Source organism: Streptomyces sp. ISL-36 (assembly GCF_018614205.1).
GTDB lineage: Bacteria > Actinomycetota > Actinomycetes > Streptomycetales > Streptomycetaceae > Streptomyces.
The window spans coordinates 47,351-74,126 of record NZ_JAGGOS010000057.1 but is presented as its reverse complement, the minus strand read 5'-3'; the positions used below and the strand labels follow the sequence as shown (position 1 = coordinate 74,126).

38 protein-coding genes are annotated in these 26,776 nt (G+C 68.2%); 32 read left to right on the top strand and 6 right to left on the bottom strand.

Going from position 1 to position 26,776, the window contains the following annotated elements; all coding sequences use genetic code 11:
• Positions 1-23 precede the first annotated feature (23 nt).
• From rplV to rplO, 15 genes are all read left to right on the top strand, one after another.
• On the top strand, positions 24-371 hold the full coding sequence (gene rplV / locus J7E93_RS15900) for a 50S ribosomal protein L22 (RefSeq protein WP_058848120.1): 348 nt from the start codon (positions 24-26) through the stop codon (positions 369-371).
• Entirely contained in the window at positions 371-1,219 is an 849-nt protein-coding gene (rpsC, locus tag J7E93_RS15895) for a 30S ribosomal protein S3 (RefSeq protein ID WP_017239578.1), read from the top strand. The genes rplV and rpsC overlap by 1 nt, the downstream gene beginning before the upstream one ends.
• A 5-nt stretch (positions 1,220-1,224) precedes the next feature.
• Entirely contained in the window at positions 1,225-1,644 is a 420-nt protein-coding gene (gene rplP / locus J7E93_RS15890; RefSeq protein ID WP_015035580.1) for a 50S ribosomal protein L16, read from the top strand.
• Entirely contained in the window at positions 1,644-1,868 is a 225-nt protein-coding gene (rpmC, locus tag J7E93_RS15885) for a 50S ribosomal protein L29 (RefSeq protein ID WP_030214018.1), read from the top strand. The genes rplP and rpmC overlap by 1 nt, the downstream gene beginning before the upstream one ends.
• Entirely contained in the window at positions 1,868-2,149 is a 282-nt protein-coding gene (rpsQ, locus tag J7E93_RS15880; protein ID WP_147980755.1) for a 30S ribosomal protein S17, read from the top strand. Before rpmC ends, rpsQ begins: the two co-directional genes overlap by 1 nt.
• A 105-nt stretch (positions 2,150-2,254) precedes the next feature.
• Positions 2,255-2,623 carry a 50S ribosomal protein L14 gene (rplN, locus tag J7E93_RS15875; protein ID WP_003956455.1) on the top strand — a complete coding sequence of 123 codons (369 nt, stop codon included), beginning with the start codon at positions 2,255-2,257 and terminating at the stop codon, positions 2,621-2,623.
• A gap of 2 nt (positions 2,624-2,625) precedes the next feature.
• The gene (rplX, locus tag J7E93_RS15870; protein WP_158989426.1) at positions 2,626-2,937 is read left to right on the top strand and encodes a 50S ribosomal protein L24; all 312 of its coding nucleotides are present in this window, start codon (positions 2,626-2,628) and stop codon (positions 2,935-2,937) included.
• Positions 2,934-3,491 (top strand): 50S ribosomal protein L5, encoded by a 558-nt coding sequence (gene rplE / locus J7E93_RS15865; RefSeq protein ID WP_215069857.1) that lies wholly within the window; start codon positions 2,934-2,936, stop codon positions 3,489-3,491. The genes rplX and rplE overlap by 4 nt, the downstream gene beginning before the upstream one ends.
• A 5-nt stretch (positions 3,492-3,496) precedes the next feature.
• Positions 3,497-3,682: a type Z 30S ribosomal protein S14 gene (locus tag J7E93_RS15860; RefSeq protein WP_003948630.1), complete on the top strand. Its 186-nt coding sequence runs from the start codon at positions 3,497-3,499 to the stop codon at positions 3,680-3,682.
• Positions 3,683-3,893: 211 nt separating this feature from the next.
• Positions 3,894-4,292: a 30S ribosomal protein S8 gene (gene rpsH, locus J7E93_RS15855; protein ID WP_158989430.1), complete on the top strand. Its 399-nt coding sequence runs from the start codon at positions 3,894-3,896 to the stop codon at positions 4,290-4,292.
• Between the two features lie 21 nt (positions 4,293-4,313).
• The gene (gene rplF, locus J7E93_RS15850) at positions 4,314-4,853 is read left to right on the top strand and encodes a 50S ribosomal protein L6 (RefSeq protein WP_215069813.1); all 540 of its coding nucleotides are present in this window, start codon (positions 4,314-4,316) and stop codon (positions 4,851-4,853) included.
• A 3-nt stretch (positions 4,854-4,856) separates the two neighbouring features.
• Positions 4,857-5,240: a 50S ribosomal protein L18 gene (gene rplR, locus J7E93_RS15845; RefSeq protein ID WP_056651228.1), complete on the top strand. Its 384-nt coding sequence runs from the start codon at positions 4,857-4,859 to the stop codon at positions 5,238-5,240.
• Between the two features lie 45 nt (positions 5,241-5,285).
• On the top strand, positions 5,286-5,888 hold the full coding sequence (gene rpsE / locus J7E93_RS15840; RefSeq protein WP_017239585.1) for a 30S ribosomal protein S5: 603 nt from the start codon (positions 5,286-5,288) through the stop codon (positions 5,886-5,888).
• Entirely contained in the window at positions 5,888-6,070 is a 183-nt protein-coding gene (rpmD, locus tag J7E93_RS15835) for a 50S ribosomal protein L30 (protein WP_041130781.1), read from the top strand. Before rpsE ends, rpmD begins: the two co-directional genes overlap by 1 nt.
• 1 nt (position 6,071) lies before the next feature.
• Positions 6,072-6,527 carry a 50S ribosomal protein L15 gene (gene rplO, locus J7E93_RS15830; RefSeq protein ID WP_215069811.1) on the top strand — a complete coding sequence of 152 codons (456 nt, stop codon included), beginning with the start codon at positions 6,072-6,074 and terminating at the stop codon, positions 6,525-6,527.
• 79 nt (positions 6,528-6,606) lie between these two features.
• Here the strand turns inward: rplO and J7E93_RS15825 are convergent, their stop codons facing one another.
• Both J7E93_RS15825 and J7E93_RS15820 read right to left on the bottom strand, forming a co-directional pair.
• On the bottom strand, positions 6,607-7,236 hold the full coding sequence (locus tag J7E93_RS15825; protein ID WP_215069809.1) for a response regulator transcription factor: 630 nt from the start codon (positions 7,234-7,236) through the stop codon (positions 6,607-6,609).
• Positions 7,237-7,437: 201 nt separating this feature from the next.
• Positions 7,438-7,710, bottom strand: coding sequence for a hypothetical protein (locus J7E93_RS15820; protein WP_215069807.1), 273 nt, complete (start codon positions 7,708-7,710; stop codon positions 7,438-7,440).
• 134 nt (positions 7,711-7,844) lie between these two features.
• Here J7E93_RS15820 and J7E93_RS15815 point away from each other — a divergent pair, with 134 nt between their 5' ends.
• Positions 7,845-8,105, top strand: coding sequence for a hypothetical protein (locus J7E93_RS15815; protein ID WP_215069806.1), 261 nt, complete (start codon positions 7,845-7,847; stop codon positions 8,103-8,105).
• Here J7E93_RS15815 and J7E93_RS15810 read toward each other — a convergent pair.
• Positions 8,095-8,544 (bottom strand): hypothetical protein, encoded by a 450-nt coding sequence (locus tag J7E93_RS15810; RefSeq protein WP_215069804.1) that lies wholly within the window; start codon positions 8,542-8,544, stop codon positions 8,095-8,097. The genes J7E93_RS15815 and J7E93_RS15810 overlap by 11 nt on opposite strands.
• 345 nt (positions 8,545-8,889) lie before the next feature.
• On the opposite strand from J7E93_RS15810, the gene secY reads away from it, so the two are divergent.
• From secY to truA, 10 genes are all read left to right on the top strand, one after another.
• A complete protein-coding gene (gene secY / locus J7E93_RS15805) occupies positions 8,890-10,209 on the top strand; it encodes a preprotein translocase subunit SecY (RefSeq protein WP_215069802.1) in 1,320 nt (439 codons plus the stop codon).
• A complete protein-coding gene (locus J7E93_RS15800) occupies positions 10,209-10,859 on the top strand; it encodes an adenylate kinase (protein WP_215069800.1) in 651 nt (216 codons plus the stop codon). Before secY ends, J7E93_RS15800 begins: the two co-directional genes overlap by 1 nt.
• Positions 10,860-10,961: 102 nt before the next feature.
• Entirely contained in the window at positions 10,962-11,798 is an 837-nt protein-coding gene (map, locus tag J7E93_RS15795; RefSeq protein ID WP_215069799.1) for a type I methionyl aminopeptidase, read from the top strand.
• Positions 11,799-12,055: 257 nt separating this feature from the next.
• Positions 12,056-12,277: a translation initiation factor IF-1 gene (infA, locus tag J7E93_RS15790; protein ID WP_003956442.1), complete on the top strand. Its 222-nt coding sequence runs from the start codon at positions 12,056-12,058 to the stop codon at positions 12,275-12,277.
• Positions 12,278-12,339: 62 nt separating this feature from the next.
• Entirely contained in the window at positions 12,340-12,453 is a 114-nt protein-coding gene (gene rpmJ, locus J7E93_RS15785) for a 50S ribosomal protein L36 (protein WP_003956441.1), read from the top strand.
• Positions 12,454-12,657: 204 nt separating this feature from the next.
• Positions 12,658-13,038 carry a 30S ribosomal protein S13 gene (rpsM, locus tag J7E93_RS15780; protein ID WP_215069797.1) on the top strand — a complete coding sequence of 127 codons (381 nt, stop codon included), beginning with the start codon at positions 12,658-12,660 and terminating at the stop codon, positions 13,036-13,038.
• Between the two features lie 66 nt (positions 13,039-13,104).
• A complete protein-coding gene (rpsK, locus tag J7E93_RS15775; RefSeq protein WP_003956432.1) occupies positions 13,105-13,509 on the top strand; it encodes a 30S ribosomal protein S11 in 405 nt (134 codons plus the stop codon).
• A gap of 134 nt (positions 13,510-13,643) precedes the next feature.
• Positions 13,644-14,666, top strand: coding sequence for a DNA-directed RNA polymerase subunit alpha (locus tag J7E93_RS15770; RefSeq protein ID WP_003966937.1), 1,023 nt, complete (start codon positions 13,644-13,646; stop codon positions 14,664-14,666).
• 497 nt (positions 14,667-15,163) lie between these two features.
• Complete coding sequence (gene rplQ, locus J7E93_RS15765; protein WP_215069795.1) at positions 15,164-15,658, top strand: 50S ribosomal protein L17; 495 nt, start codon at positions 15,164-15,166, stop codon at positions 15,656-15,658.
• An 89-nt stretch (positions 15,659-15,747) separates the two neighbouring features.
• A complete protein-coding gene (truA, locus tag J7E93_RS15760; RefSeq protein ID WP_215069793.1) occupies positions 15,748-16,605 on the top strand; it encodes a tRNA pseudouridine(38-40) synthase TruA in 858 nt (285 codons plus the stop codon).
• Here truA and J7E93_RS15755 read toward each other — a convergent pair.
• Positions 16,576-17,487 (bottom strand): hypothetical protein, encoded by a 912-nt coding sequence (locus tag J7E93_RS15755; protein WP_215069791.1) that lies wholly within the window; start codon positions 17,485-17,487, stop codon positions 16,576-16,578. The two genes, truA and J7E93_RS15755, sit on opposite strands and share 30 nt — an antisense overlap.
• Before the next feature lie 56 nt (positions 17,488-17,543).
• Here J7E93_RS15755 and J7E93_RS15750 point away from each other — a divergent pair, with 56 nt between their 5' ends.
• The 4 genes from J7E93_RS15750 to glmM all read left to right on the top strand — a co-directional run bounded on the left by J7E93_RS15750 (position 17,544) and on the right by glmM (position 21,931).
• Complete coding sequence (locus J7E93_RS15750) at positions 17,544-19,166, top strand: ABC-F family ATP-binding cassette domain-containing protein (protein ID WP_215069789.1); 1,623 nt, start codon at positions 17,544-17,546, stop codon at positions 19,164-19,166.
• Positions 19,167-19,392: 226 nt separating this feature from the next.
• On the top strand, positions 19,393-19,836 hold the full coding sequence (rplM, locus tag J7E93_RS15745; protein ID WP_030209034.1) for a 50S ribosomal protein L13: 444 nt from the start codon (positions 19,393-19,395) through the stop codon (positions 19,834-19,836).
• Positions 19,837-19,880: 44 nt separating this feature from the next.
• The gene (gene rpsI / locus J7E93_RS15740) at positions 19,881-20,408 is read left to right on the top strand and encodes a 30S ribosomal protein S9 (RefSeq protein ID WP_215069788.1); all 528 of its coding nucleotides are present in this window, start codon (positions 19,881-19,883) and stop codon (positions 20,406-20,408) included.
• 164 nt (positions 20,409-20,572) lie between these two features.
• A complete protein-coding gene (gene glmM, locus J7E93_RS15735; RefSeq protein ID WP_215069786.1) occupies positions 20,573-21,931 on the top strand; it encodes a phosphoglucosamine mutase in 1,359 nt (452 codons plus the stop codon).
• Positions 21,932-21,991: 60 nt separating this feature from the next.
• Here glmM and J7E93_RS15730 read toward each other — a convergent pair whose 3' ends face one another.
• Together J7E93_RS15730 and coaA are read right to left on the bottom strand one after the other, a co-directional pair.
• Complete coding sequence (locus tag J7E93_RS15730) at positions 21,992-22,939, bottom strand: DUF389 domain-containing protein (RefSeq protein ID WP_215069784.1); 948 nt, start codon at positions 22,937-22,939, stop codon at positions 21,992-21,994.
• 2 nt (positions 22,940-22,941) lie between these two features.
• Positions 22,942-23,955: a type I pantothenate kinase gene (gene coaA, locus J7E93_RS15725; RefSeq protein WP_374105389.1), complete on the bottom strand. Its 1,014-nt coding sequence runs from the start codon at positions 23,953-23,955 to the stop codon at positions 22,942-22,944.
• Positions 23,956-24,141: 186 nt separating this feature from the next.
• On the opposite strand from coaA, the gene J7E93_RS15720 reads away from it, so the two are divergent.
• Positions 24,142-24,888 carry a hypothetical protein gene (locus J7E93_RS15720; RefSeq protein ID WP_251066598.1) on the top strand — a complete coding sequence of 249 codons (747 nt, stop codon included), beginning with the start codon at positions 24,142-24,144 and terminating at the stop codon, positions 24,886-24,888.
• A 39-nt stretch (positions 24,889-24,927) separates the two neighbouring features.
• Complete coding sequence (glmS, locus tag J7E93_RS15715; protein ID WP_215069781.1) at positions 24,928-26,775, top strand: glutamine--fructose-6-phosphate transaminase (isomerizing); 1,848 nt, start codon at positions 24,928-24,930, stop codon at positions 26,773-26,775.
• Position 26,776 lies beyond the last annotated feature (1 nt).

Below are 26,776 nucleotides of genomic sequence, written 5' to 3'. Positions count from 1 at the left end.
TGACAGACACTGGAAGGACAACCATGGAAGCCAGGGCCCAGGCGCGGTACATCCGCGTCACGCCCATGAAGGCCCGCCGCGTGGTGGACCTTATCCGTGGCATGGACGCCACGGAGGCTCAGGCGGTCCTGCGTTTCGCCCCGCAGGCCGCGAGCGTGCCGGTTGGCAAGGTGCTGGACAGCGCCATCGCCAACGCTGCACACAACTACGACCACAGTGACGCCTCTTCGCTGTTCATCAGCGAGGCGTACGTGGATGAGGGCCCGACCCTGAAGCGGTTCCGTCCGCGTGCTCAGGGTCGTGCCTACCGGATCCGTAAGCGGACCAGCCACATCACCGTGGTCGTCAGCAGCAAGGAAGGAACCCGGTAATGGGCCAGAAGGTTAACCCGCATGGGTTCCGGCTCGGCATCACCACGGACTTCAAGTCCCGCTGGTACGCCGACAAGCTGTACAAGGACTACGTCAAGGAAGACGTCGCCATCCGTCGGATGATGACGTCCGGCATGGAGCGCGCCGGCATCTCGAAGGTTGAGATCGAGCGCACCCGTGACCGCGTGCGGGTGGACATCCACACCGCGCGTCCCGGCATCGTCATCGGCCGCCGTGGCGCCGAGGCCGACCGCATCCGCGGCGACCTCGAGAAGCTCACGGGCAAGCAGGTCCAGCTGAACATCCTCGAGGTCAAGAACCCCGAGATGGACGCTCAGCTGGTCGCCCAGGCCGTTGCCGAGCAGCTCTCCTCCCGCGTCTCCTTCCGTCGCGCCATGCGTAAGAGCATGCAGGGCACGATGAAGGCCGGCGCCAAGGGCATCAAGATCCAGTGCGGCGGTCGTCTCGGCGGCGCCGAGATGTCCCGCTCGGAGTTCTACCGCGAGGGCCGTGTGCCCCTGCACACGCTCCGCGCGAACGTCGACTACGGCTTCTTCGAGGCCAAGACCACCTTCGGTCGCATCGGCGTGAAGGTCTGGATCTACAAGGGCGACGTCAAGAACATCGCCGAGGTCCGCGCCGAGAACGCTGCGGCCCGTGCGGGTAACCGCCCGGCCCGTGGTGCCGGCGCTGGCGACCGTCCCGCCGGCCGTGGTGGCCGCGGTGGCGAGCGTGGCGGCCGCGGCCGCAAGCCGCAGCAGCAGTCCGCGCCGGCTGCCGAGGCCCCCAAGGCCGACGCTCCCGCCGCCGCTGCCGCTCCGGCTGAGAGCACCGGAACGGAGGCCTGACCGAAATGCTGATCCCCCGTAGGGTCAAGCACCGCAAGCAGCACCACCCGAAGCGCAGCGGTATGTCCAAGGGTGGTACGCAGGTTGCGTTCGGCGAGTACGGCATTCAGGCCCTCACTCCGGCGTACGTGACCAACCGCCAGATCGAGGCGGCTCGTATCGCGATGACCCGCCACATCAAGCGTGGCGGCAAGGTCTGGATCAACATCTACCCGGACCGCCCGCTGACCAAGAAGCCTGCCGAGACCCGCATGGGTTCCGGTAAGGGTTCGCCGGAGTGGTGGATCGCGAACGTCAAGCCCGGTCGGGTGATGTTCGAGCTGTCCTACCCGAACGAGAAGATCGCGCGCGAGGCCCTGACCCGTGCGGCCCACAAGCTGCCGATGAAGTGCAAGATCGTCAAGCGCGAGGCAGGTGAGCTGTGATGACTGCCGGTACCAAGGCGTCCGAGCTGCGCGAGCTGGGCAACGAGGAGCTTCTCAACAAGCTCCGCGAGGCCAAGGAAGAGCTGTTCAACCTCCGCTTCCAGGCGGCGACTGGCCAGCTCGAGAACCACGGGCGGCTCAAGTCCGTCCGCAAGGACATCGCGCGGATCTACACCCTGATGCGTGAGCGCGAGCTGGGCATCGAGACGGTGGAGAGCGCCTGATGAGCGAGAACAACGTGACTGAGAAGACCGAGCGCAACGCCCGCAAGGTCCGTGAGGGCCTGGTCGTCAGCGACAAGATGGACAAGACCGTCGTCGTCGCCGTCGAGGACCGCGTCAAGCACGCGCTGTACGGCAAGGTCATCCGCCGTACGAACAAGCTCAAGGCTCACGACGAGCAGAACGCTGCCGGCGTCGGCGACCGCGTCCTCCTGATGGAGACCCGGAAGCTGTCCGCCTCGAAGCACTGGCGCGTCGTCGAGATCCTCGAGAAGGCCAAGTAATTACTCGAGGGGTTTCCCTCGGGTCAGTTCCGCCAGGCTCGGCGGAGGTGCGCTAGTCAACTAGCGCACCTCCGCCGGGAACCGGCAGACAATCAGGAGATAGACGTGATCCAGCAGGAGTCGCGACTGCGTGTCGCCGACAACACTGGTGCCAAGGAGATCCTTTGCATCCGTGTTCTCGGTGGCTCCGGTCGCCGCTACGCGGGCATCGGTGACGTCATCGTCGCCACCGTCAAGGATGCGATCCCCGGTGGCAACGTGAAGAAGGGTGACGTCGTCAAGGCGGTCATCGTTCGCACCGTCAAGGAGCGCCGCCGCCAGGACGGCTCGTACATCCGCTTCGACGAGAACGCCGCTGTCATTCTCAAGAACGACGGCGACCCTCGCGGCACCCGTATCTTCGGCCCGGTGGGCCGTGAGCTGCGCGAGAAGAAGTTCATGAAGATCATCTCGCTCGCGCCGGAGGTGCTGTAAGCATGAAGATCAAGAAGGGCGACCTGGTCCAGGTCATCACCGGTAAGGACAAGGGCAAGCAGGGCAAGGTCATCGCGGCCTTCCCCCGCGAGGACCGTGTCCTGGTCGAGGGTGTCAACCGGGTCAAGAAGCACACCAAGGCCGGCCCGTCGCAGGCCGGTGGCATCGTCACGACCGAGGCCCCTGTCCACGTGAGCAACGTTCAGCTCGTCGTGGAGAAGGACGGCAACAAGGTCGTCACGCGTGTCGGTTACCGCTTCGACGACGAGGGCAACAAGATCCGCGTTGCCAAGCGGACGGGTGAGGACATCTGATGGCTACCACCACTCCGCGTCTCAAGACGAAGTACCGCGAGGAGATCGCGGGCAAGCTGCGTGAGGAGTTCTCCTACGAGAACGTCATGCAGATCCCCGGCCTCGTCAAGATCGTGGTCAACATGGGTGTGGGCGACGCCGCCCGCGACTCCAAGCTGATCGAGGGCGCCATCCGCGACCTCACCACGATCACCGGTCAGAAGCCGGCCGTCACCAAGGCCCGTAAGTCCATCGCGCAGTTCAAGCTGCGTGAGGGCCAGCCGATCGGTGCGCACGTCACCCTCCGTGGCGACCGCATGTGGGAGTTCCTCGACCGCACCCTGTCGCTCGCGCTTCCGCGCATCCGCGACTTCCGTGGTCTGTCCCCCAAGCAGTTCGACGGGCGTGGCAACTACACCTTCGGTCTCACGGAGCAGGTCATGTTCCACGAGATCGACCAGGACAAGATCGACCGTGTCCGGGGTATGGACATCACCGTGGTCACCACGGCGACCAACGACGCTGAGGGCCGCGCCCTTCTCCGTCACCTCGGCTTCCCGTTCAAGGAGGCGTAAGCGAGATGGCGAAGAAGGCTCTCATCGCGAAGGCTGCCCGCAAGCCCAAGTTCGGCGTGCGCGGCTACACGCGCTGCCAGCGCTGTGGTCGTCCCCACTCCGTGTACCGCAAGTTCGGCCTGTGCCGCGTGTGCCTTCGTGAGATGGCTCACCGTGGCGAGCTGCCGGGCGTGACCAAGAGCTCCTGGTAATCCCCGTAATTCTGGGATAACCGGAGTCTCTCGGTAAGCAGAGGGTTGGCAGAGGCCCACCCCTCCATGGCTTAGGCTAGGAGGGTTGGGCGTCTGCCGCCCGTACGACTTACTACGCCGTAGGTCCCCGCGCCGCACCCGTCCCGCCCCTGTGTGGGGAGAGGGATGGCGCATACAGGAAACCCCGGCGAGAGAGGCCGAAGGCCAATTCATGACCATGACTGATCCCATCGCAGACATGCTCACGCGTCTGCGTAACGCGAACTCGGCGTACCACGACTCCGTGTCGATGCCGCACAGCAAGATCAAGTCCCACATCGCGGAAATCCTCCAGCAGGAGGGCTTCATCACGGGCTGGAAGGTCGAGGACGCCGAGGTCGGCAAGAACCTCGTTCTCGAGCTCAAGTTCGGTCCGAACCGTGAGCGCTCCATCGCGGGCATCAAGCGGATCTCGAAGCCGGGCCTCCGGGTTTACGCGAAGTCCACCAACCTGCCGAAGGTCCTCGGTGGCCTGGGCGTGGCGATCATCTCCACGTCCCACGGTCTCCTGACCGGACAGCAGGCAGGCAAGAAGGGCGTAGGTGGGGAAGTCCTCGCCTACGTCTGGTAGTCGGGAACGGAGGAATAGCTAATGTCGCGTATTGGCAAGCTGCCTATCCAGGTTCCCGCCGGTGTGGACGTCACCATCGAGGGCCGCACGGTCACGGTCAAGGGTTCCAAGGGCACCCTGAGCCACACCGTCGCCGCGCCGATCGAGATCGTTAAGGGTGAGGACGGCGTTCTCAACGTCACCCGCCCCAACGACGAGCGTCAGAACAAGGCCCTCCACGGCCTGTCCCGCACGCTGGTGGCCAACATGATCACCGGTGTGACCCAGGGATACATCAAGGCGCTCGAGATCAGCGGTGTCGGTTACCGCGTCGCCGCGAAGGGCTCCGGTCTGGAGTTCCAGCTCGGCTACAGCCACCCGATCATGATCGAGGCGCCTGAGGGCATCTCGTTCAAGGTCGAGTCGCCGACCAAGTTCTCGGTCGAGGGCATCGACAAGCAGAAGGTCGGCGAGGTCGCCGCCAACATCCGCAAGCTTCGCAAGCCCGACCCCTACAAGGCCAAGGGCGTGAAGTATGCGGGTGAGGTCATCCGCCGCAAGGTCGGAAAGGCTGGTAAGTAAGCCATGGCATACGGTGTGAAGATCGCCAAGGGCGACGCCTACAAGGGCGCTGCCAAGAAGCGCCGCCACATCCGCATCCGCAAGAACGTGTCGGGTACGGCGGAGCGTCCGCGCCTCGTCGTGACGCGTTCCAACCGCGGTATCACCGCTCAGGTCATCGACGACCTCAAGGGTCACACCCTTGCGTCGGCGTCGACCCTGGACGCGTCGATCCGTGGCGGCGAGGGTGACAAGTCCGCGCAGGCCAAGCAGGTCGGTTCCCTGGTCGCCGAGCGCGCCAAGGCCGCCGGCGTCGAGGCTGTCGTGTTCGACCGTGGTGGCAACAGGTACGCCGGGCGCATTGCCGCTCTGGCTGACGCCGCCCGCGAAGCCGGGCTGAAGTTCTAAGCCCCGGTTCCGGGACTAACGGACGTAACAGAGAGAGGTAATCCAATGGCTGGACCCCAGCGCCGCGGAAGCGGTGCCGGTGGCGGCGAGCGGCGGGACCGGAAGGGCCGCGACGGTGGCGCTGCCGCCGAGAAGACCGCGTACGTTGAGCGCGTTGTCGCGATCAACCGCGTCGCCAAGGTTGTCAAGGGTGGTCGCCGCTTCAGCTTCACCGCGCTGGTCGTGGTGGGCGACGGTGACGGCACGGTAGGTGTCGGTTACGGCAAGGCCAAGGAAGTTCCCGCGGCCATCGCCAAGGGTGTCGAGGAAGCCAAGAAGAACTTCTTCAAGGTTCCGCGCATCCAGGGCACCATCCCTCACCCGATCCAGGGCGAGAAGGCCGCGGGCGTCGTCCTGCTCAAGCCGGCTTCCCCCGGTACCGGTGTTATCGCCGGTGGCCCGGTGCGCGCCGTGCTCGAGTGCGCCGGCGTTCACGACATCCTGTCGAAGTCGCTCGGCTCCGACAACGCGATCAACATCGTGCACGCGACCGTGGCGGCCCTCAAGGGCCTGCAGCGTCCCGAGGAGATCGCGGCTCGCCGTGGTCTGCCCCTCGAGGACGTCGCCCCCGCGGCTCTGCTCCGTGCGCGTGCTGGGGCGGGTGCGTAATGGCTCGCCTCAAGGTCACGCAGACGAAGTCGTACATCGGTAGCAAGCAGAACCACCGCGACACCCTGCGTTCGCTCGGGCTCAAGCGCCTGGGCGACGTGGTTGTCAAGGAGGACCGCCCCGAGTTCCGCGGAATGGTGCACACCGTCCGCCACCTCGTGACGGTTGAGGAGGTTGACTGACATGGCGGAGAACAGCCCGCTGAAGGCCCACAACCTCCGGCCTGCCCCGGGCGCCAAGACCGCCAAGACCCGTGTGGGTCGTGGTGAGGCGTCCAAGGGTAAGACCGCTGGTCGTGGTACCAAGGGTACGAAGGCCCGTTACCAGGTTCCGCAGCGCTTCGAGGGTGGGCAGATGCCCCTCCACATGCGTCTGCCGAAGCTCAAGGGCTTCAAGAACCCGTTCCGCACCGAGTACCAGGTCGTGAACCTGGACAAGCTCGGCGCTCTCTACCCCGAGGGTGGAGAGGTCACGGTGGCCGACCTGGTCGCCAAGGGCGCGGTGCGTAAGAACAGCCTCGTCAAGGTGCTCGGCACCGGTGAGGTCTCCGTGGCGCTGCAGGTGACGGTCGACGCCGTCTCCGGCTCCGCCAAGGAGAAGATCGCCGCCGCCGGCGGCAGCGTCACCGAGCTCGTCTGAGCCCCGGTTCGACAGCACTGAGCCTGGCCGGCTCCCCCTCGGGGGAGCCGGCCAGGCTTTTTTGTGTGCGGTGCGGCGGTCAGGCGGCGGCCGAGGCGAGTCCCCGGGCCTTGAGGCAGGCCTGGAGCCGGCTTTCCACCTTGAGCTTGGCCAGCACGTGGGTCACGTACATCTTCACCGTGGCCTCCTTGATTCCCAGGGATTTCGCGATGCGGTGATTGCTCAGCCCGCCGGAGAGAAGATCGAGCACCTGCTGTTCCCGGGGAGTCAACTGAGGGAACCGCATGCGGTACCGAGCCAATTCCTCCACCATTTCGCTGGGGAAATACGTGAATCCCGCGAGGGTGGCGGAGAGAGCGCGGTCGAAATCCTCTGGTGTCGCGCTGCTGGGCAGGAATCCATGGAGTCCGGCCGAAACGCTGGACGGAGTGATACGGGTCCGGGCCGGATGTCCGAAGGTGATGAAGCGGACGGTGCGCCCCTCTGCCTGCGGCCGAACGAAGGTGGTCAGGTCTTCGTCGGGCGAGTCGGCCGTGCTGAGCAGCACGAGGTCCGGTGCGGTGCGGCCGACAGCGTCGGCCAGGCCGCTGAAGGTGCTGGTGCTGATCGTCGTCACGTACGAGAGTTCTCTGACGATCTGGATGATTCCGAGGGTGCGGGTCGGGCTGTCGTCGGCGACAAGGACATGGGCATGTTGCTGGGTGCTCATTTCCCCCACTTCGCGATCGCTGCTGAGGCGGTCGCTCGTTCCCCCGCTCCCGCCCCATCGGTCGTCACGATTCTATGGAGGCCGCCGATAGCGGCACAGCTATTTTGAGCAGTACCTGATATTCCGTTTCGGTCGTACCAGAAAGGTGCGGCCGAATCCCGAAACGGGATCGGCCGCACCTTTTTCCGTGGCTCGGCCGGTTCAGACCGCCCCGGCCGCGGGCCGGCATCGCTGCCAGCCCTCGCGCCACTCGGGGAGGGCGGAGTGGTCACTGATCCGCGTGTCGCTGATCGTGGACCCGATGGAGCCGTCCGGTCCCCTGATCTCGACGACGCGGTCCGGATACGGACCCCCGAGGTCGGTGTACGTCATGAGCATCATGCCCGTCGGGGTCTCCCAGCGGCTCCGGCCGCCGGCGACCTTCCTCGCGTCGCGCGGAACGTCGGGAGGCCCGAAGTATCCCCGCAGGATCACCTCCAGGCTGTCCGGACCTCGGTGCGGGAGTGGGCTCGTCCGCGGTCGAGCAGGATTCCCAGCTCCGTGCGGTGATGGACTCGGGACGGTCGGCACGCCAGCGGCGTTCCTCCGCCACTCTTCCATCGATCGTGATGACGAAATGGAGCGCGCTCACCGCGTCCCCCCGGTGCTCGGCGAACATCACCACCTTCCGGTCGGTCGTCGCGGACGGGTCGCTGTCCAGGGGTACCGCCTCGGTGAACTCGATACGGGCGACGGACGACCCGGCGACGCCGTCGTCCTCCGTGCCGCGCCTCTCGTCGGGGAGGCCGAGGGTGACGGCGACGACCGTGGCCGTCACCGCGGCGCAGCCCGCGAGGGCCGTCCGGATGCGCTTCACGGTCAGCAGCTGAAGCGACGTTCCCCGCTGGTGGACCAGCCGACGCGGGCCGGGCTGCCGCCCCGGGCGGAGCCCTTCGTGCGGTAGGTGAAGGTGCCCTTGCCCTGGCACCGCCACTGGAGGTAGCTGGTGGAGCGGTTGCCGACCCAGTCCGTACCGGCCACGCGGTTCCAGCCGTCCCAGCGGTGGTACTGCAGCGTCGCGGTGAAGTACCAGCCGCTGCAGTTGTTCACGGTCCAGTACTTGGAGCGGGCGTGGTCGTTGACGCCCGAGGACGAGATGTTCTCCTTCCACGGCGTGTACACCGCGAGATTGCAGGCCGCGGCGGCGGCCATCGGTGCGGCGGCCGGCGGTGCGGGCGCCGCCGCGGTGGCGGCCTGGGCCGTGGCGGTGGTCGTGCCGAGCAGGAGAGCGGCGCAGGTGGCGCCCGCGACGGCGAGTGACTTCTTCACGAGTGGTTTCCCCCAGAGTGTCGACCGATCGATGCGCGGTTCCGGCCGGTCGGTCCGGAACCGCTCGAACAGTCTTCTGAGGGCGGGATGCCGTGTCACCACGTCTCTTGGTCGGCAGGGGCACCCGACGAAAGTCGGATGTCCGGGGCCCGGAGGGCAGCCCGCGGCCCACGCGGCGTTGACGTGCCTCGGAGACGTTTCCCGCTGGCTGTGGGGGCGGGTATGGTAGCCGCTGTTAGCTTCCCCGGCAGTCTGCGCTTCTGGCGTGCGGCTGCCGTGTTCTGTAACTGCTCACATACAAACCGTCACCCTCACGCGCGTAACGCGGGGGTCGCAGGAGGCACCGTGCTCACCGCGTTCGCCCGGGCGTTCAAGACGCCCGACCTGCGCAAGAAGCTGCTCTTCACACTGGGCATCATCGTGCTGTACCGGCTCGGGGCCCACATCCCCGTACCCGGTGTCAGTTACAAGGCCGTCCAGCAGTGTGTGGACCAGGCGAGCCAGGGCAGTAATTCGCTTTTCGGCCTGGTGAACATGTTCAGCGGCGGAGCGCTGCTGCAGATCACCATCTTCGCGCTCGGCATCATGCCGTACATCACGGCGAGCATCATCCTGCAGCTGCTGACCGTCGTGATTCCGCGCCTGGAGGCCCTCAAGAAGGAGGGACAGTCCGGCACCGCCAAGATCACGCAGTACACGCGGTACCTGACGATCGCGCTCGCCGTCCTCCAGGGCACCGGCCTCGTGGCGACAGCTCGCACCGGTGCGCTCTTCAGCGGCTGCACGGTGGCGAACCAGGTCGTTCCCGACCAGTCGATCTTCGCGACCGCGACCATGGTCGTCACCATGACCGCGGGCACCGCCGTCGTCATGTGGCTCGGTGAGCTCGTCACCGACCGCGGCATCGGCAACGGCATGTCGATCCTGATGTTCATCTCGATCGCCGCCGGCTTCCCGGGCGCCCTGTGGAAGATCAAGGTCGAGGGCGACCTGGCCGACGGCTGGATCGAGTTCGGCACCGTGATCCTGGTCGGATTCGCGATGGTCGGCCTCGTCGTCTTCGTCGAGCAGGCCCAGCGCCGCATCCCGGTGCAGTACGCGAAGCGGATGATCGGCCGCAGGTCCTACGGCGGAACGTCCACTTATATCCCGCTCAAGGTGAACCAGGCAGGTGTGATTCCTGTCATCTTCGCCTCGTCGCTGCTCTACATCCCGGCGTTGATCGCCCAGTTCTCGAACTCCACCGCAGGGTGGAAGACCTGGATCGAAGCCCACTTCGTCAAGGGTGACCACCCCTACTACATCGCTACGTACTTCCTCCTGATCGTGTTCTTCGCCTTCTTCTATGTGGCGATCTCGTTCAACCCCGAGGAAGTCGCGGACAACATGAAGAAGTATGGTGGCTTCATCCCGGGTATCCGGGCTGGTCGACCTACTGCCGAGTATCTGAGCTACGTGCTCAACCGGATCACTTGGCCGGGCTCGCTGTATCTGGGTCTGATCGCTCTTGTGCCGACGATGGCGTTGGCAGGCTTCGGCGGCGCCAATGCCAACTTCCCCTTCGGTGGGACGAGCATCCTCATCATCGTGGGTGTGGGGCTGGAGACCGTGAAGCAGATCGAGAGCCAGCTCCAGCAGCGCAATTACGAAGGGTTCCTCCGCTGATGCGAATCGTCCTCGTCGGACCGCCCGGGGCCGGCAAGGGTACGCAGGCCGCGTTCCTTGCCAAGAACCTGGACATCCCGCACATCTCCACGGGCGACCTGTTCCGCGCCAACATCAGTCAGGGCACGGAGCTGGGCCTCAAGGCCAAGGCGTTCATGGACGCCGGTGACCTGGTGCCCGACGAGGTCACCATCGGGATGGCCAAGGACCGTATGGAGCAGGCCGACGCCGCGAACGGCTTCCTGCTCGACGGCTTCCCGCGCAACGTGGCCCAGGCCGAGGCGCTGGACGTGGTCCTCAAGGCCGAGGACATGCAGCTGGACGCGGTCCTGGACCTGGAGGTCCCCGAGGACGAGGTCGTCAAGCGGATCGCGGGTCGCCGCATCTGCCGCAACGACAGCGCGCACGTCTTCCACGTCACGTACACCCCGCCGAAGGCCGAGGGCGTGTGTGACGTGTGCGGCGGCGAGCTCTACCAGCGCGACGACGACTCCGAGGAGACCGTCCGCCGGCGCCTGGAGGTCTACCACACGCAGACCGAGCCGATCATCGACTACTACCGGGCGCAGAACCTGGTCGTGACGATCTCGGCGCTCGGCAAGGTGGACGAGGTCACCGGACGCGCGATGGCGGCGCTGAAGAAGAGCTGACGCTCACCCTGCTTGTACGGATACGGCCGCGGTGCCCCTCGGGGGCGCCGCGGCCGTATCGTTGTTCTGTTCCCCGTATCCGAAGGAAAGGCCCCCGCGGCGATGGTGCAGATCAAGACCCCCGAGCAGATCGCGAAGATGCGCGAGGCGGGGCTGGTCGTCGCGGCCATCCACGCGGCGACCCGCGAGGCGGCCGTGCCGGGCGCCACGACGAAGGACCTGGACGAGGTCGCGCGGAAGGTGATCGCGGACCACGGCGCGAAGTCGAACTTCCTCGGGTACGGCGGTTTCCCCGCGACGATCTGCACCTCGGTGAACGAGGTCGTCGTCCACGGCATCCCGGACGAGAAGACGGTCCTCAAGGACGGGGACATCATCTCGATCGACTGCGGCGCGATCGTCGACGGCTGGCACGGGGACGCGGCGTACACGGCGTTCGTGGGCACGGGGCACGCTCCTGAGCTGATCGAGCTCTCCCGGGTGACCGAGGAGTCGATGTGGGCCGGCATCGCCGCGATGAAGAACGGCAACCGGCTGGTCGACATCTCGCGCGCGATCGAGACGTACATCCGTCGGCAGCCGAAGCCGGGCGGCGGCAAGTACGGCATCGTCGAGGACTACGGCGGCCACGGCATCGGCACCGAGATGCACATGGACCCGCACCTGCTGAACTACGTCTCCCGCAAGCGCGGCAAGGGCCCGAAGCTGGTCCCCGGCTTCTGCCTGGCGATCGAGCCGATGGTCTCCCTCGGCACGCCGCACACGGAGGTCCTCAAGGACGACTGGACGGTCATCACGACGGACGGCACCTGGTCCTCCCACTGGGAGCACTCGGTGGCCCTCACGGTGGCCGGCCCGCTGGTCCTGACCTCCCCGGACGGCGGCAAGGCGAAGCTGGCGGAACTGGGCGTCACCGCGGCGCCGGATCCCTTGGCGTAGCGGGACCTGGGCGTGACGGCGGCGCCGGATCCCTTGGCGTAGCGGGACCTGGGCGTGACGGCGGCGCCGGATCCCTTGGCCTAGTGGGGCCTGTACTGCGGCGCGGCTCCTTGCGTAAGGATCATCCGGAGTGGGCATTCTTCCCGGATTCGTCTTTTCCAGGGGCCTGACGTAGACTGATGCGTCGGCTCTCGTGTACCCGTGTGTCCTCACGCGGATCGAGAGTCGATCAAGGTAGCCGATTCGAAAGGCGAAGCGTGGCCAAGAAGCAAGGTGCCATCGAAATCGAGGGCACCGTGATCGAGTCCCTCCCGAACGCCATGTTCAAGGTGGAGCTCCAGAACGGTCACAAGGTCCTCGCGCACATCTCCGGCAAGATGCGGATGCACTACATCCGAATCCTTCCGGACGACCGGGTCGTCGTGGAGCTCTCTCCGTACGACCTGACGCGTGGCCGGATCGTCTACCGCTACAAGTAGATCTTGCCCGCACTCCGCGCTCCCGCGCGGGTGGTGGCACTGACCCGGAGAACCTCAGACACATGAAGGTCAAGCCGAGCGTCAAGAAGATCTGCGACAAGTGCAAGGTGATCCGCCGTCACGGTCGGGTCATGGTCATCTGCGACAACCTGCGCCACAAGCAGCGCCAGGGCTGACGCACGCCGACCGACCTGCAATTCTCGCAGTTCTTCGCGCGACGCAACACACGTACATACGCAGAGTCCGTCGGGCCGTTCTGAACGGCTGACGACACCTCCGGCGGGGGCCGGGGACCCGGACGTACCACTTCTTTGAAATCAGAGGGGTCGGCGGTCGGGAGCGGCTTTGCGGAAGACCCCCGAACACACAGGAGCCATTGCATGGCACGCGTTTCCGGTGTCGACATCCCGCGCGAAAAGCGTGTGGAGATCGCACTCACCTACGTCTTCGGTATCGGGCGCACCCGGTCCAAGGAGATCCTCACCTCCACCGGCGTGAACCCGAACACCCGCGTTCGTGACCTGGCCGAAGAGGACCTGGTCAAGATCCGCGAGTACGTGGATGCCAACCTCCAGACCGAGGGTGACCTCCGCCGCGAGATCCAGGGCGACATCCGCCGCAAGATCGAGATCGGCTGCTACCAGGGCATCCGCCACCGTCGTGGCCTGCCGGTCCACGGTCAGCGCACCAGCACCAACGCTCGTACCCGCAAGGGCCCGCGTCGCGCCATCGCCGGTAAGAAGAAGCCGGGCAAGAAGTAGTCCTCAGCGGACGCTTGACCACACGGTCTTCGCTGTAGGACCGACCACCTCCCGTAGGAGATATAGATGCCCCCCAAGGGTCGTCAGGGCGCTGCCAAGAAGGTGCGCCGCAAGGAAAAGAAGAACGTCGCTCACGGCCACGCGCACATCAAGAGCACGTTCAACAACACGATCGTCTCGATCACGGACCCCTCGGGCAACGTGATCTCCTGGGCCTCCGCCGGCCACGTCGGCTTCAAGGGCTCGCGCAAGTCGACCCCGTTCGCCGCGCAGATGGCCGCCGAGTCGGCCGCTCGCCGCGCGCAGGAGCACGGCATGCGCAAGGTCGACGTCTTCGTCAAGGGTCCGGGCTCCGGCCGCGAGACCGCGATCCGTTCCCTCCAGGCCACGGGCCTCGAGGTCGGTTCGATCCAGGACGTCACCCCCACGCCGCACAACGGCTGCCGTCCGCCGAAGCGTCGTCGCGTCTGACGCACGACCGGTGACGGTCTGAGTGTCCGGGCGGTACGACCCCTTCGGGGGCCGTGCCGCCCGTACCCTTGCAGTACGAGCAGTACCTGTCGGGCGTCAAATAGTGGGCGTCCACGACTGAAGGAACACACACCATGCTGATCGCTCAGCGTCCTTCGCTGACCGAAGAGGTCGTCGACGAATTCCGTTCGCGGTTCGTCATCGAGCCGCTGGAGCCGGGCTTCGGCTACACGCTCGGCAACAGCCTCCGCCGTACGCTCCTCTCCTCGATCCCGGGTGCGGCGGTCACGTCCATCCGCATCGACGGTGTCCTGCACGAGTTCACCACCGTGCCGGGCGTCAAGGAGGACGTCACCGACCTCATCCTGAACATCAAGCAGCTGGTCGTCTCCTCGGAGCACGACGAGCCGGTCGTGATGTACCTGCGCAAGCAGGGCCCGGGTCTGGTCACCGCCGCCGACATCGCCCCGCCGGCCGGTGTCGAGGTGCACAACCCCGACCTTGTCCTCGCCACGCTCAACGGCAAGGGCAAGCTGGAGATGGAGCTGACCGTCGAGCGCGGTCGCGGCTACGTCTCCGCCGTGCAGAACAAGCAGGTGGGCCAGGAGATCGGCCGTATCCCGGTCGACTCCATCTACTCGCCGGTGCTCAAGGTCACGTACAAGGTCGAGGCGACCCGTGTCGAGCAGCGCACCGACTTCGACAAGCTGATCGTCGACGTCGAGACCAAGCAGGCCATGCGCCCGCGTGACGCCATGGCGTCCGCCGGCAAGACCCTGGTCGAGCTGTTCGGTCTGGCGCGCGAGCTCAACATCGACGCCGAGGGCATCGACATGGGCCCGTCCCCGACGGACGCCGCCCTCGCCGCCGACCTGGCGCTGCCGATCGAGGAGCTCGAGCTCACCGTTCGTTCGTACAACTGCCTCAAGCGTGAGGGCATCCACTCCGTGGGTGAGCTCGTGGCGCGCTCCGAGGCCGACCTGCTCGACATCCGCAACTTCGGTGCGAAGTCGATCGACGAGGTCAAGGCGAAGCTGGCCGGCATGGGCCTGGCCCTCAAGGACAGCCCGCCCGGATTCGACCCGACCGCCGCCGCCGACGCCTTCGGCGCCGACGACGACGCGGACGCGGGCTTCGTCGAGACCGAGCAGTACTAGTCGCCCCCGGCGGGCCGGGCCCCTCCGGGGACCCGGCCCGCCGCGGTGACACCTCGGGGCTTCGCCCCGGACCCCCGTCCTCCGGGCCGGGGACGGGGACGGGCCCGGCGGCCCGTGCCTGACCCCCCGGGCCTCACGGCCCGGACCCCCTGGCCTCCGGGCGGGGGTGTGCAGCGGTCTCACGGCCGCGCGCCGTACGATCTCCGGGGCTCCGGCCCCGGGACCGCTGGGCGCGAGCCCGGCGACGAAAGACCTCCGGGCCTCGCGGCCCGGACCCCCTGGCCTCCGCCGGGGTGCGCAGCGGTGTCACCGCCGCGCGCTGCATCATCTCCGGGGCTCCGGCCCCGGGACCGCTGGGCACGAGCCCGGCGACGAAAGACCTCCGGGCCTCGCGGCCCGGGTTTCCGGCTTCGGCCGGATCTCCGTCGGGCAGACGCCCGCACGGACACTGACACCGGTACCTCACACGGCCGATGCAGATCACAAGGAGAAACACCATGCCGCGTCCCACCAAGGGTGCCCGCCTCGGCGGCAGCGCCGCTCACGAGCGTCTGCTGCTTGCCAACCTGGCGAAGTCGCTCTTCGAGCACGGCCGCATCACCACGACCGAGGCCAAGGCCCGCCGCCTGCGTCCGGTCGCCGAGCGCCTGATCACCAAGGCGAAGAAGGGCGACATCCACAACCGTCGCCTGGTGCTGCAGACGATCACCGACAAGGGCATCGTCCACACCCTCTTCACCGAGATCGCCCCGCGCTACGCCGAGCGCCCGGGTGGCTACACCCGTATCACCAAGATCGGCAACCGTCGTGGCGACAACGCCCCGATGGCCGTGATCGAGCTGGTCGAGGGCGAGATCGCCAAGAAGGCGACCGTCGCCGAGGCCGAGGCCGCCACCAAGCGTGCGGTCAAGGAGGCTGACGAGGCCAAGGTCGAGGAGACCAAGGCCGAGGACGCCGCCGAGGCTCCGGCCGAGGAGGCGAAGGACGCGTAAGCGTTCTTCCGTTTTTCTCGTGGGCGGGCCCGTACCCCTGGGGTACGGGCCCGCTCCCGTACGCAGAGGGTATTGAGAGGATTCAGCGCGTGAGCGACGACGTGCAGGCCGGGTTCGTACGCATCCGGCTCGACCTGTCCTACGACGGCAAGGACTTCTCCGGCTGGGCCAAGCAGGCCCGCGGGCAGCGCACCGTCCAGGGCGACATCGAGGACGCCCTGCGGACCGTGACCCGGTCCAAGGAGACGTACGAGCTGACCGTCGCCGGCCGGACCGACTCCGGGGTGCACGCGCGCGGGCAGGTCGCCCATGTCGATCTGCCCGTCGAGCTGTGGGCCGAGCACCAGGACAAGCTCCTGCGGCGCCTCGCCGGGCGGCTCTCGCACGACGTACGGGTGTGGAAGCTCACCGAGGCCCCCAGCGGCTTCAACGCCCGCTTCTCCGCCATCTGGCGCCGCTACGCCTACCGCGTCACCGACAACCCCGGCGGCGTCGACCCGCTCCTGCGCGGCCATGTCCTGTGGCACGACTGGTCCCTCGACATGGACGCCATGAACGCCGCCGCCGAGCGACTCGTCGGCGAACACGACTTCGCCGCCTACTGCAAGAAGCGCGAGGGCGCCACCACCATCCGCACGCTCCAGGAGCTGCGCTGGGAGCGCCGCCCCGGCGGCATCCTCGAAGCGACCGTGAAGGCCGACGCCTTCTGCCACAACATGGTCCGCTCGCTCGTCGGCGCGCTGCTCTTCGTCGGCGACGGGCACCGCCCCGTCGAGTGGCCCGCGAAGGTGCTCGCGGCGGGCGTCCGTGACTCGGCCGTGCATGTCGTACGCCCGCACGGGCTCACCCTCGAAGAGGTCGGCTACCCGGCCGACGAGCTCCTGGCCGCCCGCAACCTGGAGGCCAGGAACAGGCGGTCACTCCCCGGGAGCGCCGGCTGCTGCTGAGGCCTGGGTGCGGCCGCGGGTGTAGATCTGGTTGAAGGTGAAGGTGCCCAGGTCGTCGCTGGCCTGGTAGATCGCCCTGTCCGACTCGGTGACCTTCTTGCCGTCGGTGAAGCCGGCCTGGGTGAAGTAGGCGTACCGGCCGATCGAGTTGGAGCGCCGCAGACAGACGGTCGCGCGGCAGAAGTCGGCCACCCCCGACCCGGCGAGCGGTGCGATACCGCCCTTGGCCTGAACCTTGGCGCTCGACGCCTCCGCCTCCGTGGAGAAGACGGCCACGCCGACCGTGATCGCGACGCCGTCCTTCACATAGGTGGCCCGCAGCACACGGTCGCAGCCGTTCTTCTTCAGGATCGAGCCGAGCGCGCCCTGGGCGACGCTCGCGCAGTCGGTGGTGGAGGAGGTCGCGCCCTTGGTGTACGCGCGGCCGCTCATGGTCAGCTTCTTGCCCGGGAAGAGGCCCTCGGCGCTGAGCGGGGCCTTGTCCTTCGTCTCGTTGGAGATGAAGTCCTTGGGGTTCGGCGGGGGCGGCGGAGCCACGGAGGAGAACGTCGGCTCGGGCGTGGGGGAGTCACTGGGGGCCGTGGAGCCGGTGGGGGTGACCGAGCCGTTCTTGGCCGTGTCGTCGCCGTCGCCGCCGCTCACCACCGCGGTGGCGACGATCGCGCCGACCGCGAGCGTCGCGAGCGCGCCGCCGCCGACGATCAGCCAGCGCTTGCGCCGCCGGCCTGCCGCCGAGGCGTCGGCGAGGGCACCCCAGTCGGGTGTGTCCGGCGCCTGTGCCCCCGGAAACGGGTTCGGCTGCTGTCCGTACGGCTGCTGCTGTCCGTGCTGCTGTCCGTGCTGCTGCGGCTCCTGCGGCCACTGCGGTCCCCCAAAGCTCATGCCGCGCATCCTAATCCGGTTGGGAACAAGCGGTGCGGGCGGCGACAATGCGCAGCATGGGACATGTCGAGGCCGCGCATCTGGAGTACTACCTTCCCGACGGGAGGGTGCTTCTGGCTGATGCCTCCTTCCGGGTGGGAGAGGGCGCGGTGGTGGCCCTCGTCGGGGCCAACGGCGCCGGGAAGACCACGCTCCTGCGGATGATCGCCGGTGAGCTCCAGCCGCACGGCGGGACGGTCACCGTCAGCGGCGGTCTCGGCGTGATGCCGCAGTTCGTGGGCTCGGTGCGGGACGACCGTACGGTCCGTGACCTGCTCGTCTCGGCCGCGCAGCCGCGGATCCGCGAGGCCGCGAAGGCGGTCGACGAGGCCGAGCACCTGATCATGACGGTCGACGACGAGGCCGCGCAGATGAAGTACGCGCAGGCCCTCAGCGACTGGGCGGAGGTCCAGGGGTACGAGGCCGAGACCGTCTGGGACATGTGCACCACGGCCGCTCTCGGCGTCCCGTACGAGAAGGCGCAGTTCCGCGAGGTGCGCACGCTCAGCGGCGGTGAGCAGAAGCGGCTGGTCCTGGAGTCCCTGCTGCGGGGCACCGACGAGGTGCTGCTCCTGGACGAGCCGGACAACTACCTCGACGTCCCCGGCAAGCGGTGGCTGGAGGAGCGGCTGCGGGAGACCCGTAAGACCGTGCTCTTCATCTCCCACGACCGGGAGCTGCTGGCCCGGGCCGCCCAGAAGATCGTCGCGGTCGAGCCGGGTCCGGCCGGGTCCGACGTCTGGGTGCACGGCGGCGGCTTCGACACCTTCCACGAGGCGCGGCGGGAGCGGTTCGCCCGCTTCGAGGAGCTGAAGCGGCGCTGGGAGGAGAAGCACGCCCAGCTGAAGAAGCTGGTCCTCAACCTGCGGCAGGCGGCGTCGGTCAGCCACGACATGGCCTCCCGGTACGCGGCGGCGCAGACCCGGCTGAGGAAGTTCGAGGAGGCCGGTCCGCCGCCGGAGCCTCCGCGCGAGCAGGACATCCGGATGCGGCTGCGCGGCGGGCGGACCGGTGTACGGGCGGTGACCTGCGAGAACCTTGAGCTGACCGGGCTGATGAAGCCGTTCTCGCTGGAGATCTTCTACGGGGAGCGGATCGGCGTCCTCGGTTCGAACGGCTCGGGCAAGTCGCACTTCCTGCGGCTGCTCGCCGGGGATCCCTCGGTGGCGCACACGGGCACGTGGAAGCTGGGCGCCCGGGTCGTGCCGGGCCACTTCGCCCAGACCCACGCCCACCCGGAGCTGCAGGGGCGGACCCTCGTGGACATCCTGTGGACGGAGCACGCCAAGGACCGGGGCGGGGCGATGTCGGTGCTGCGCCGGTACGAGCTGGAGGGGCAGGGCGACCAGCCCTTCGAGAAGCTCTCCGGCGGCCAGCAGGCCCGTTTCCAGATCCTGCTCCTGGAGCTGTCCGGCACGACGGCGCTGCTGCTGGACGAGCCGACGGACAACCTGGACCTGGAGTCGGCCGAGGCCCTTCAGGACGGTCTGGAGTCGTACGAGGGGACCGTGCTGGCGGTCACGCACGACCGGTGGTTCGCCAAGACCTTCGACCGCTTCCTGGTCTTCGGCTCGGACGGGGTCGTACGGGAGACCAGCGAGCCGGTCTGGGACGAGCGGCGGGTCGAGCGGGTGCGGTGACCTGGGGCCTCGCGGCGTTTTGACCCGTCCGGGGTGGCGCGGGTACTGTTGCGGTTTGTTATGCGTATTGGCTTCGTCGTTCTCACGCGAAGGGCCCTTACGCTGGTTCCCTGGAGCAGTTACCAGTGGCTCGCATACGGGCAGTGTCCCGGCAGTGCAGGCCCCAGCTGCATGATCGCTTCAGGTGTGTCTGGACTCCATCCACTGAAGAAGCGAAGGCTACGAAGTGCGTACGTACAGCCCCAAGCCCGGCGATGTCACTCGCCAGTGGCACATCATCGACGCTCAGGACGTTGTCCTGGGACGTCTGGCGACTACGGCTGCGAACCTCCTGCGAGGCAAGCACAAGCCCGTCTACGCCCCCCACATGGACATGGGCGACTTCGTCATCATCATCAACGCTGACAAGGTCCACCTGTCCGGCAACAAGAAGACCCAGAAGCTGGCGTACCGCCACTCCGGCTTCCCGGGCGGTCTGCGCTCCGTCCGTTACGACGAGCTGCTGGACAAGAACCCCGAGAAGGCCGTCGAGAAGGCCATCAAGGGCATGATCCCCAAGAACTCCCTCGGCCGTCAGATGCTCTCGAAGCTGAAGGTCTACGCGGGCGAGAACCACCCGCACGCTGCCCAGCAGCCGGTCCCGTTCGAGATCACCCAGGTCGCGCAGTAGTTCCGGCCACACCCCCTAAGAACGAAAGAAATCTGAGGAGAATCGTGGCCGAGACCACTGTTGAGACCCCCGTCGAGGGCGTTGAGGGCGAGGAGACCTACGCGGAGGTCACCACCTTCGAGTCCGAGGTCCCCGTCGAGGGCGAGTACACCACCGAGTCCCTGGCTTCCCGCTTCGGCGACCCGCAGCCGGCTGCCGGCCTGGGCCGTCGCAAGAACGCCATTGCCCGCGTCCGGATCGTTCCGGGCACCGGCAAGTGGAAGATCAACGGTCGCACCCTCGAGGACTACTTCCCGAACAAGGTGCACCAGCAGGAAGTCAACGAGCCCTTCAAGGTGCTCGAGCTCGACAACCGCTACGACATCATCGCCCGCATCTCGGGTGGCGGCGTCTCCGGCCAGGCCGGCGCCCTGCGCCTCGGCGTGGCCCGTGCGCTGAACGAGGCGGACGTCGAGAACAACCGCCCGGCGCTGAAGAAGGCCGGCTTCCTCTCCCGCGACGACCGTGCGGTCGAGCGCAAGAAGGCCGGTCTCAAGAAGGCCCGTAAGGCCCCGCAGTACAGCAAGCGTTAATCGCCTGCTCGACCTGCTTTGCACGTACGCCCCGGCGGCACTGCCCGTGCTGCCGGGGCGTACGTCTTTTCCTCCCCCTGGGCCCTTTCTGGGCGGCTTGCGCGTAAAAACGGGCATCACGTGGTCAGGGGATCGCACTTTCGGAGCAGTTTCGGAGGACAGCTGTGGGACGACTCTTCGGCACAGACGGTGTGCGCGGTGTTGCCAACGCGGATCTGACGGCGGAGCTCGCGCTCGGCCTGTCGGTCGCGGCGGCGCACGTGCTCGCCGAGGCGGGTACCTTCGAGGGCCATCGGCCGACCGCGGTGGTCGGGCGCGACCCGCGTGCGTCGGGAGAGTTCCTGGAGGCCGCCGTCGTGGCGGGCCTCGCGAGCGCGGGGGTCGACGTCCTGCGCGTCGGCGTGCTGCCCACCCCGGCTGTGGCGTATCTCACCGGAGCGCTCGGCGCCGACCTCGGCGTGATGCTCTCCGCCAGCCACAACGCCATGCCCGACAACGGCATCAAGTTCTTCGCCCGCGGCGGCCACAAGCTCGCCGACGAGCTGGAGGGCCGGATCGAGTCCGTCTACGAGGAGCACCGCACCGGCGCCCCGTGGCAGCGGCCGACCGGCGCCGGTGTCGGCCGGGTCCGCGACTACGACGAGGGCTTCGACAAGTACGTCGCCCACCTCATCGCCGTCCTGCCGAACCGGCTCGACGGGCTCAAGGTCGTTCTCGACGAGGCACACGGCGCCGCCGCTCGCGTGTCGCCCGAGGCGTTCTCGCGGGCCGGCGCGGAAATCGTCACGATCGGCGCGGCCCCCGACGGCCTGAACATCAACGACGGCTGCGGCTCCACCCACCTGGACCTGCTCAAGGCCGCCGTCGTCGAGCACGGCGCGGACCTCGGCATCGCCCACGACGGCGACGCGGACCGCTGCCTCGCCGTCGACGCCGCCGGCAACGAGATCGACGGCGACCAGATCCTCGCCGTGCTCGCCCTCGCCATGCGTGAGGCCGGAACGCTGCGCGGCGACACCGTTGTCGCGACCGTGATGTCCAACCTCGGCTTCAAGCTCGCCATGGAGCGGGAGGGGCTGCGGCTGGTGCAGACGGCGGTCGGCGACCGCTACGTCCTGGAATCCATGAAGGAGCACGGGTACGCGCTGGGCGGCGAGCAGTCCGGGCACGTCATCGTGCTCGACCACGCCACCACCGGCGACGGCACCCTGACCGGCCTGATGCTGGCGGCGCGGCTCACCGCGACGGGCAAGTCCCTCGCCGAGCTGGCCGGTGTGATGGAGCGTCTGCCCCAGGTGCTCATCAACGTGCCGGACGTCGACAAGTCGCGCGTGACGACCTCGGGCGAGCTGGCCGCCGCGGTCACCGAGGCCGAGCGCGAGCTGGGCACCACCGGCCGCGTGCTGCTGCGCTCCTCCGGGACGGAGCCGCTGGTACGCGTGATGGTGGAGGCCGCCGACATCGAACAGGCGCGCTCGGTGGCGGGACGGCTCGCCGACGTGGTGAAGTCCGCGCTCGGCTAGCCGAACCGACCACACGTCGGCCCCGCCGCCCGGGACTCCGGACGGCGGGGCCGAGACATGTCAGCGTCTGCCGGGCCGGACCCACCGGCCGCGCTTGGTCCGCCACAGCAGCATCTGGCCGTACAGCGTCAGCACGCCCGCCAGCATGATGCCGAGCAGGTTCAGCAGCAGCTGTTCCGCCGAGCCCCACATCTGCGCGAACTCCCCGTAACTGAGGGCCACAGCGGCGTTCGCGGCCGCGGGGACCGTCGTCACCGAGATCGCGACGCCCACCAGCGCCCCGGACTTCGAAGACGTCAGGGAGAGAACGCCGGCCACCCCCGCGAGCACGGCCACGACGAACGAGAACGGGTCCGGCTGCCAGATGAAGCTGGTGTTGGGCCGGGGGTTGTCGAGCTGCTCCCTGCTGAACAGGTCCAGCGCGTCCATCCCCAGACTGAAGACGGTGGTGGCCGCCATCGCCGCCGCGAAACCGATCAGCAGGGCGAGCAGGCAGCGGACGGCGAGCTTCGGGGCCCGCCGCACCACACCCGTACAGACGCCGGCGAGCGGGCCGAACTCCGGGCCGACCGCCATCGCGCCCACGATCAGGATCGCGTTGTCCAGGACGACACCGCAGGCGGCGATCATCGTCGCGAGGATCATGAACGCGCAGTAGGTGATCGAGAGGGTGGACTCCTCGTGGGTCGCCTCGGCCAGCTGCTCCCAGAGCACCGCGTCCGCGGCCTCTCCCGGAGCCTCCTCCTCGGCCTCGTCCGCGCGCTTCGACAGGGAGAGGTCGATGTTCTCGACCGCGATCGAACCCTCCTGATCGATCTTCAACTCACAGAGCTCGTGGAGCAGTTCGTCAGCGGCCTCGCGCGCGACATCGCACAGCACGAGGTCGCCGACGGGGTCGCGGGCGGCCCCGGCCAGGACGACCACATGGGCGGTGCCGACCGTCTTCTCGATGAGCCGGACCGCTTCCTCCGTGCGTGGGGAAGGGACGATGATCCGCAGATGCAGCATCCTCAGAGCTTACGGAGGCTGAGGCGCTGGACCTTGTGATCGGGTCCCTTGCGGACGACGAGCGTCGCGCGGCCCCGCGTCGGAGCCACGTTCTCCAGCAGGTTCACCTTGTTGATGGTCCGCCACATCGTGCGCGCGTAGTCCAGCGCCTCCTCCTCGGAGACCTGGGTGTAGCGCTGGAAGTACGAGAAGGGGTTCTGGAACGCCGTCTCGCGCAGCTTGCGGAAACGGTTGAGGTACCACTGCTCGATGTCCTCGGGCCGGGCGTCCACGTACACCGAGAAGTCGAAGTAGTCGGCGAGACCGACCCGGGTGCGGCCGTCCTTGCCGGGCAGCGCCGGCTGGAGGACGTTGAGCCCCTCGACGATCAGGATGTCGGGGCGGCGGACGACGAGCCGTTCGCCCGGCACGATGTCGTAGATCAGGTGGGAGTAGACCGGGGCGGTGACCTCCTCCTTCCCGGCCTTGATGTCGGCGACGAACCGGGTCAGCGCCCGGCGGTCGTACGACTCCGGGAAGCCCTTGCGAGACAGCAGCCCGCGCGCCTTGAGCTCCTCCATGGGGTACAGGAACCCGTCGGTGGTGACCAGCTCCACGCGCGGGTGCTCGGGCCAGCGGGCGAGCAGCGCCTGCAGAAGGCGGGCGACGGTGGACTTCCCGACCGCGACCGAACCGGCGACCCCTATGACGAAGGGGGTGCCGCGCTGCTCGGCCCGCTCCCCGAGGAAGGTGTTCAGCGCGCCGCGCAGGCCGCTGGTCGCCTGGACGTACAGATTGAGCAGGCGGGACAGCGGCAGATAGATGTCCCGGACCTCGTCGAGGTCGATGACGTCGCCGAGACCGCGCAGCCGCTCGACCTCGTCGGCGGAGAGGGGCAGCGGCGTCTTGTCGCGCAGCGCACTCCACTCGGCCCGGGTGAGGTCGACGTACGGGGTGGCCTCGGGCCGGCGCGGGCCGTTGCCGTTCCCCTTGGCGTTGCCGTTGCCCGGGGCGCCTCGTGGTGGCGAAGTGATCACACCGCCATTGTCGGGGGTCGGGGAGGGTTGTGGGGGGTGGGGTCGGTCACGCGGGAAACCGGTTTGTCGGTCCCGGCTCCTGGGGCGATCATGCAGGTTGCCGCGTGGGCTCCGGATTTCACGCGGGGGGAGGCCGCCCCTGGGGCGGCAGGAGAGAACAGAGAGACCCGTCTGATGCGTACGTCCATGAGGACCACCGCGGCCGTTGCCACCGCCGCCTCCGTCGCGCTGCTGCTCACCGCCTGTGGCGGCGCAGAGAAGAGCGACGACACGGCGAAGGACAAGGGCAAGGCCTCCGCCTCCGCGTCCGCCGCGCCCGCCGCCGAGGCGCTGTCGGCCGCAGAGCTGGAGAAGCTGATCGTCGAGCAGGCCGACCTCAAGGGTTACCAGGTGCAGAAGGCCAAGGCCGCGGACGTCGTGCCGTCCAGCGCCGTCTCCACCGACAAGGCCGGCTGCAAGCCGCTCGCCGACGCCATGTCCTTCATCGCCACCGGCAGCCCCGCCGCGTCCGCACAGCGCAAGGCGATCGAGGTGCCGAAGACCGCGGGCGCGACGGCGTCTCCGGAGGAGGCGCTGGGGGCGCTGAGCGCACCGGTGACGAGCGTGACGCTCGGCTCGTACGACGGGACGGGGGCGCAGGACGCGTTCGGCTCGCTGAAGAAGGCGGGCTCGGAGTGCGCGGGCGGCTTCACTCTGCTCGGCGGCGGCGAGAAGACGAAGATCACCAAGGTGGCCCCGGAGACCGTCTCCGCGGGTGACGAGGCGCTCGCCTGGACCGTCACCACCGACATGGACGGGGAGCCGTTCGTCACCAAGGTCGTCGCCTTCCGCAAGGGCAACACGCTGGCGTCCTTCTCCACCCTCAGCCTCGGCGGCGAGGTCAAGGAGCTGCCGAAGGCCGTCGTCGACGCGCAGGCCGCCAAGCTCGGCTGAGTCCGGGCCGCCGGCCCCCTTCGGCCTTAGGCTGCCGCCATGTGCGGAATCGTGGGTTACGTCGGCGGGCAGTCGGCGCTTGATGTGGTGATCGCGGGTCTCAAGCGGCTCGAGTACCGGGGCTACGACTCGGCCGGTGTCGCGGTGCTCTCCGACGGAGGACTGGCCGCGGCGAAGAAGGCGGGCAAGCTCGTCAATCTGGAGAAGGAGCTGGTGGACCGGCCGCTGCCGAGCGGCGCCACCGGCATCGGACACACCCGCTGGGCCACCCACGGCGGGCCGACCGACGCCAACGCGCACCCGCATCTGGACAACGCGGGGCGCGTTGCCGTCGTCCACAACGGCATCATCGAGAACTTCGCCGCCCTGCGCGCCGAACTGGAGGAGCGGGGCCACGACCTGGCGTCCGAGACGGACACCGAGGTCGTCGCCCATCTGCTCGCCGAGGAGTTCTCCTCCTGCGGCGACCTGGCGGAGGCGATGCGGCTCGTGTGCCGGCGCCTCGACGGGGCGTTCACCCTGGTCGCGGTGCACGCCGACGAGCCCGACGTGGTCGTCGGCGCGCGCCGCAACTCACCGCTGGTGGTCGGCGTGGGGGAGGGGGAGTTCTTCCTCGCCTCGGACGTGGCCGCGTTCATCGCCCATACCCGAGCGGCGATCGAACTGGGCCAGGACCAGGTGGTGAAGCTGTCCCGCGAGGGCGTCGAGGTCACCGACTTCGGCGGCGCCCCCGCCGACGTACGGGCGTACCACGTGGACTGGGACGCCTCGGCCGCCGAGAAGGGCGGCTACGACTACTTCATGCTCAAGGAGATCGCCGAGCAGCCCAAGGCCGTCGCCGACACCCTCCTCGGGCGGATCGACGCCGAGGGCCGCCTCAAGCTCGACGAGGTGCGCATCCCCGACGCGGTGCTGCGGGAGGCCGACAAGGTCGTCATCATCGCCTGCGGCACCGCCTTCCACGCCGGTCTGATCGCGAAGTACGCCATCGAGCACTGGACCAGGATCCCCTGCGAGGTGGAGCTGGCCAGCGAGTTCCGCTACCGCGACCCGATCCTCGGCCAGCGCACCCTCGTCATCGCCATCTCCCAGTCCGGCGAGACGATGGACACCCTGATGGCGCTGCGGCACGCCCGGGAGCAGGGCGCGAAGGTGCTCGCCATCTGCAACACGAACGGCTCCACGATCCCGCGGGAATCGGATGCCGTCCTCTACACCCACGCCGGCCCCGAGGTCGCCGTCGCGTCGACCAAGGCCTTCCTGACCCAGCTCGTCGCCTGCTACCTCGTGGCGCTCTACCTCGGCCAGGTCCGCGGCACCAAGTGGGGCGACGAGATCCACGCCCTGATCCGTGAACTCGCCCGCAGCGCCGACGGGGTCGAGCGCGTCCTGGAGACCATGGAGCCGGTGCGCGCGCTGGCCCGCTCGCTCGCCCACAAGAACACCGTCCTCTTCCTCGGCCGGCACGTCGGCTATCCGGTGGCCCTGGAGGGTGCGCTGAAGCTGAAGGAACTGGCGTACATGCACGCCGAGGGCTTCGCCGCGGGGGAGCTCAAGCACGGGCCGATCGCGCTGATCGAGGAGGACCTGCCGGTCGTCGTGGTCGTGCCGTCTCCGCAGGGGCGGTCCGTCCTCCACGACAAGATCGTCTCCAACATCCAGGAGATCCGGGCGCGCGGGGCGCGGACCATCGTCATCGCGGAGGAGGGGGACGAGACCGTCGTCCCGTACGCCGACCATCTCATCCGTGTCCCGGCAACGCCTACGCTGCTCCAGCCGCTGGTCTCCACCGTGCCGCTGCAGGTCTTCGCCTGCGAGCTGGCGACGGCGCGCGGCAACGAGGTGGACCAGCCGCGGAACCTGGCGAAATCTGTGACCGTGGAGTGAA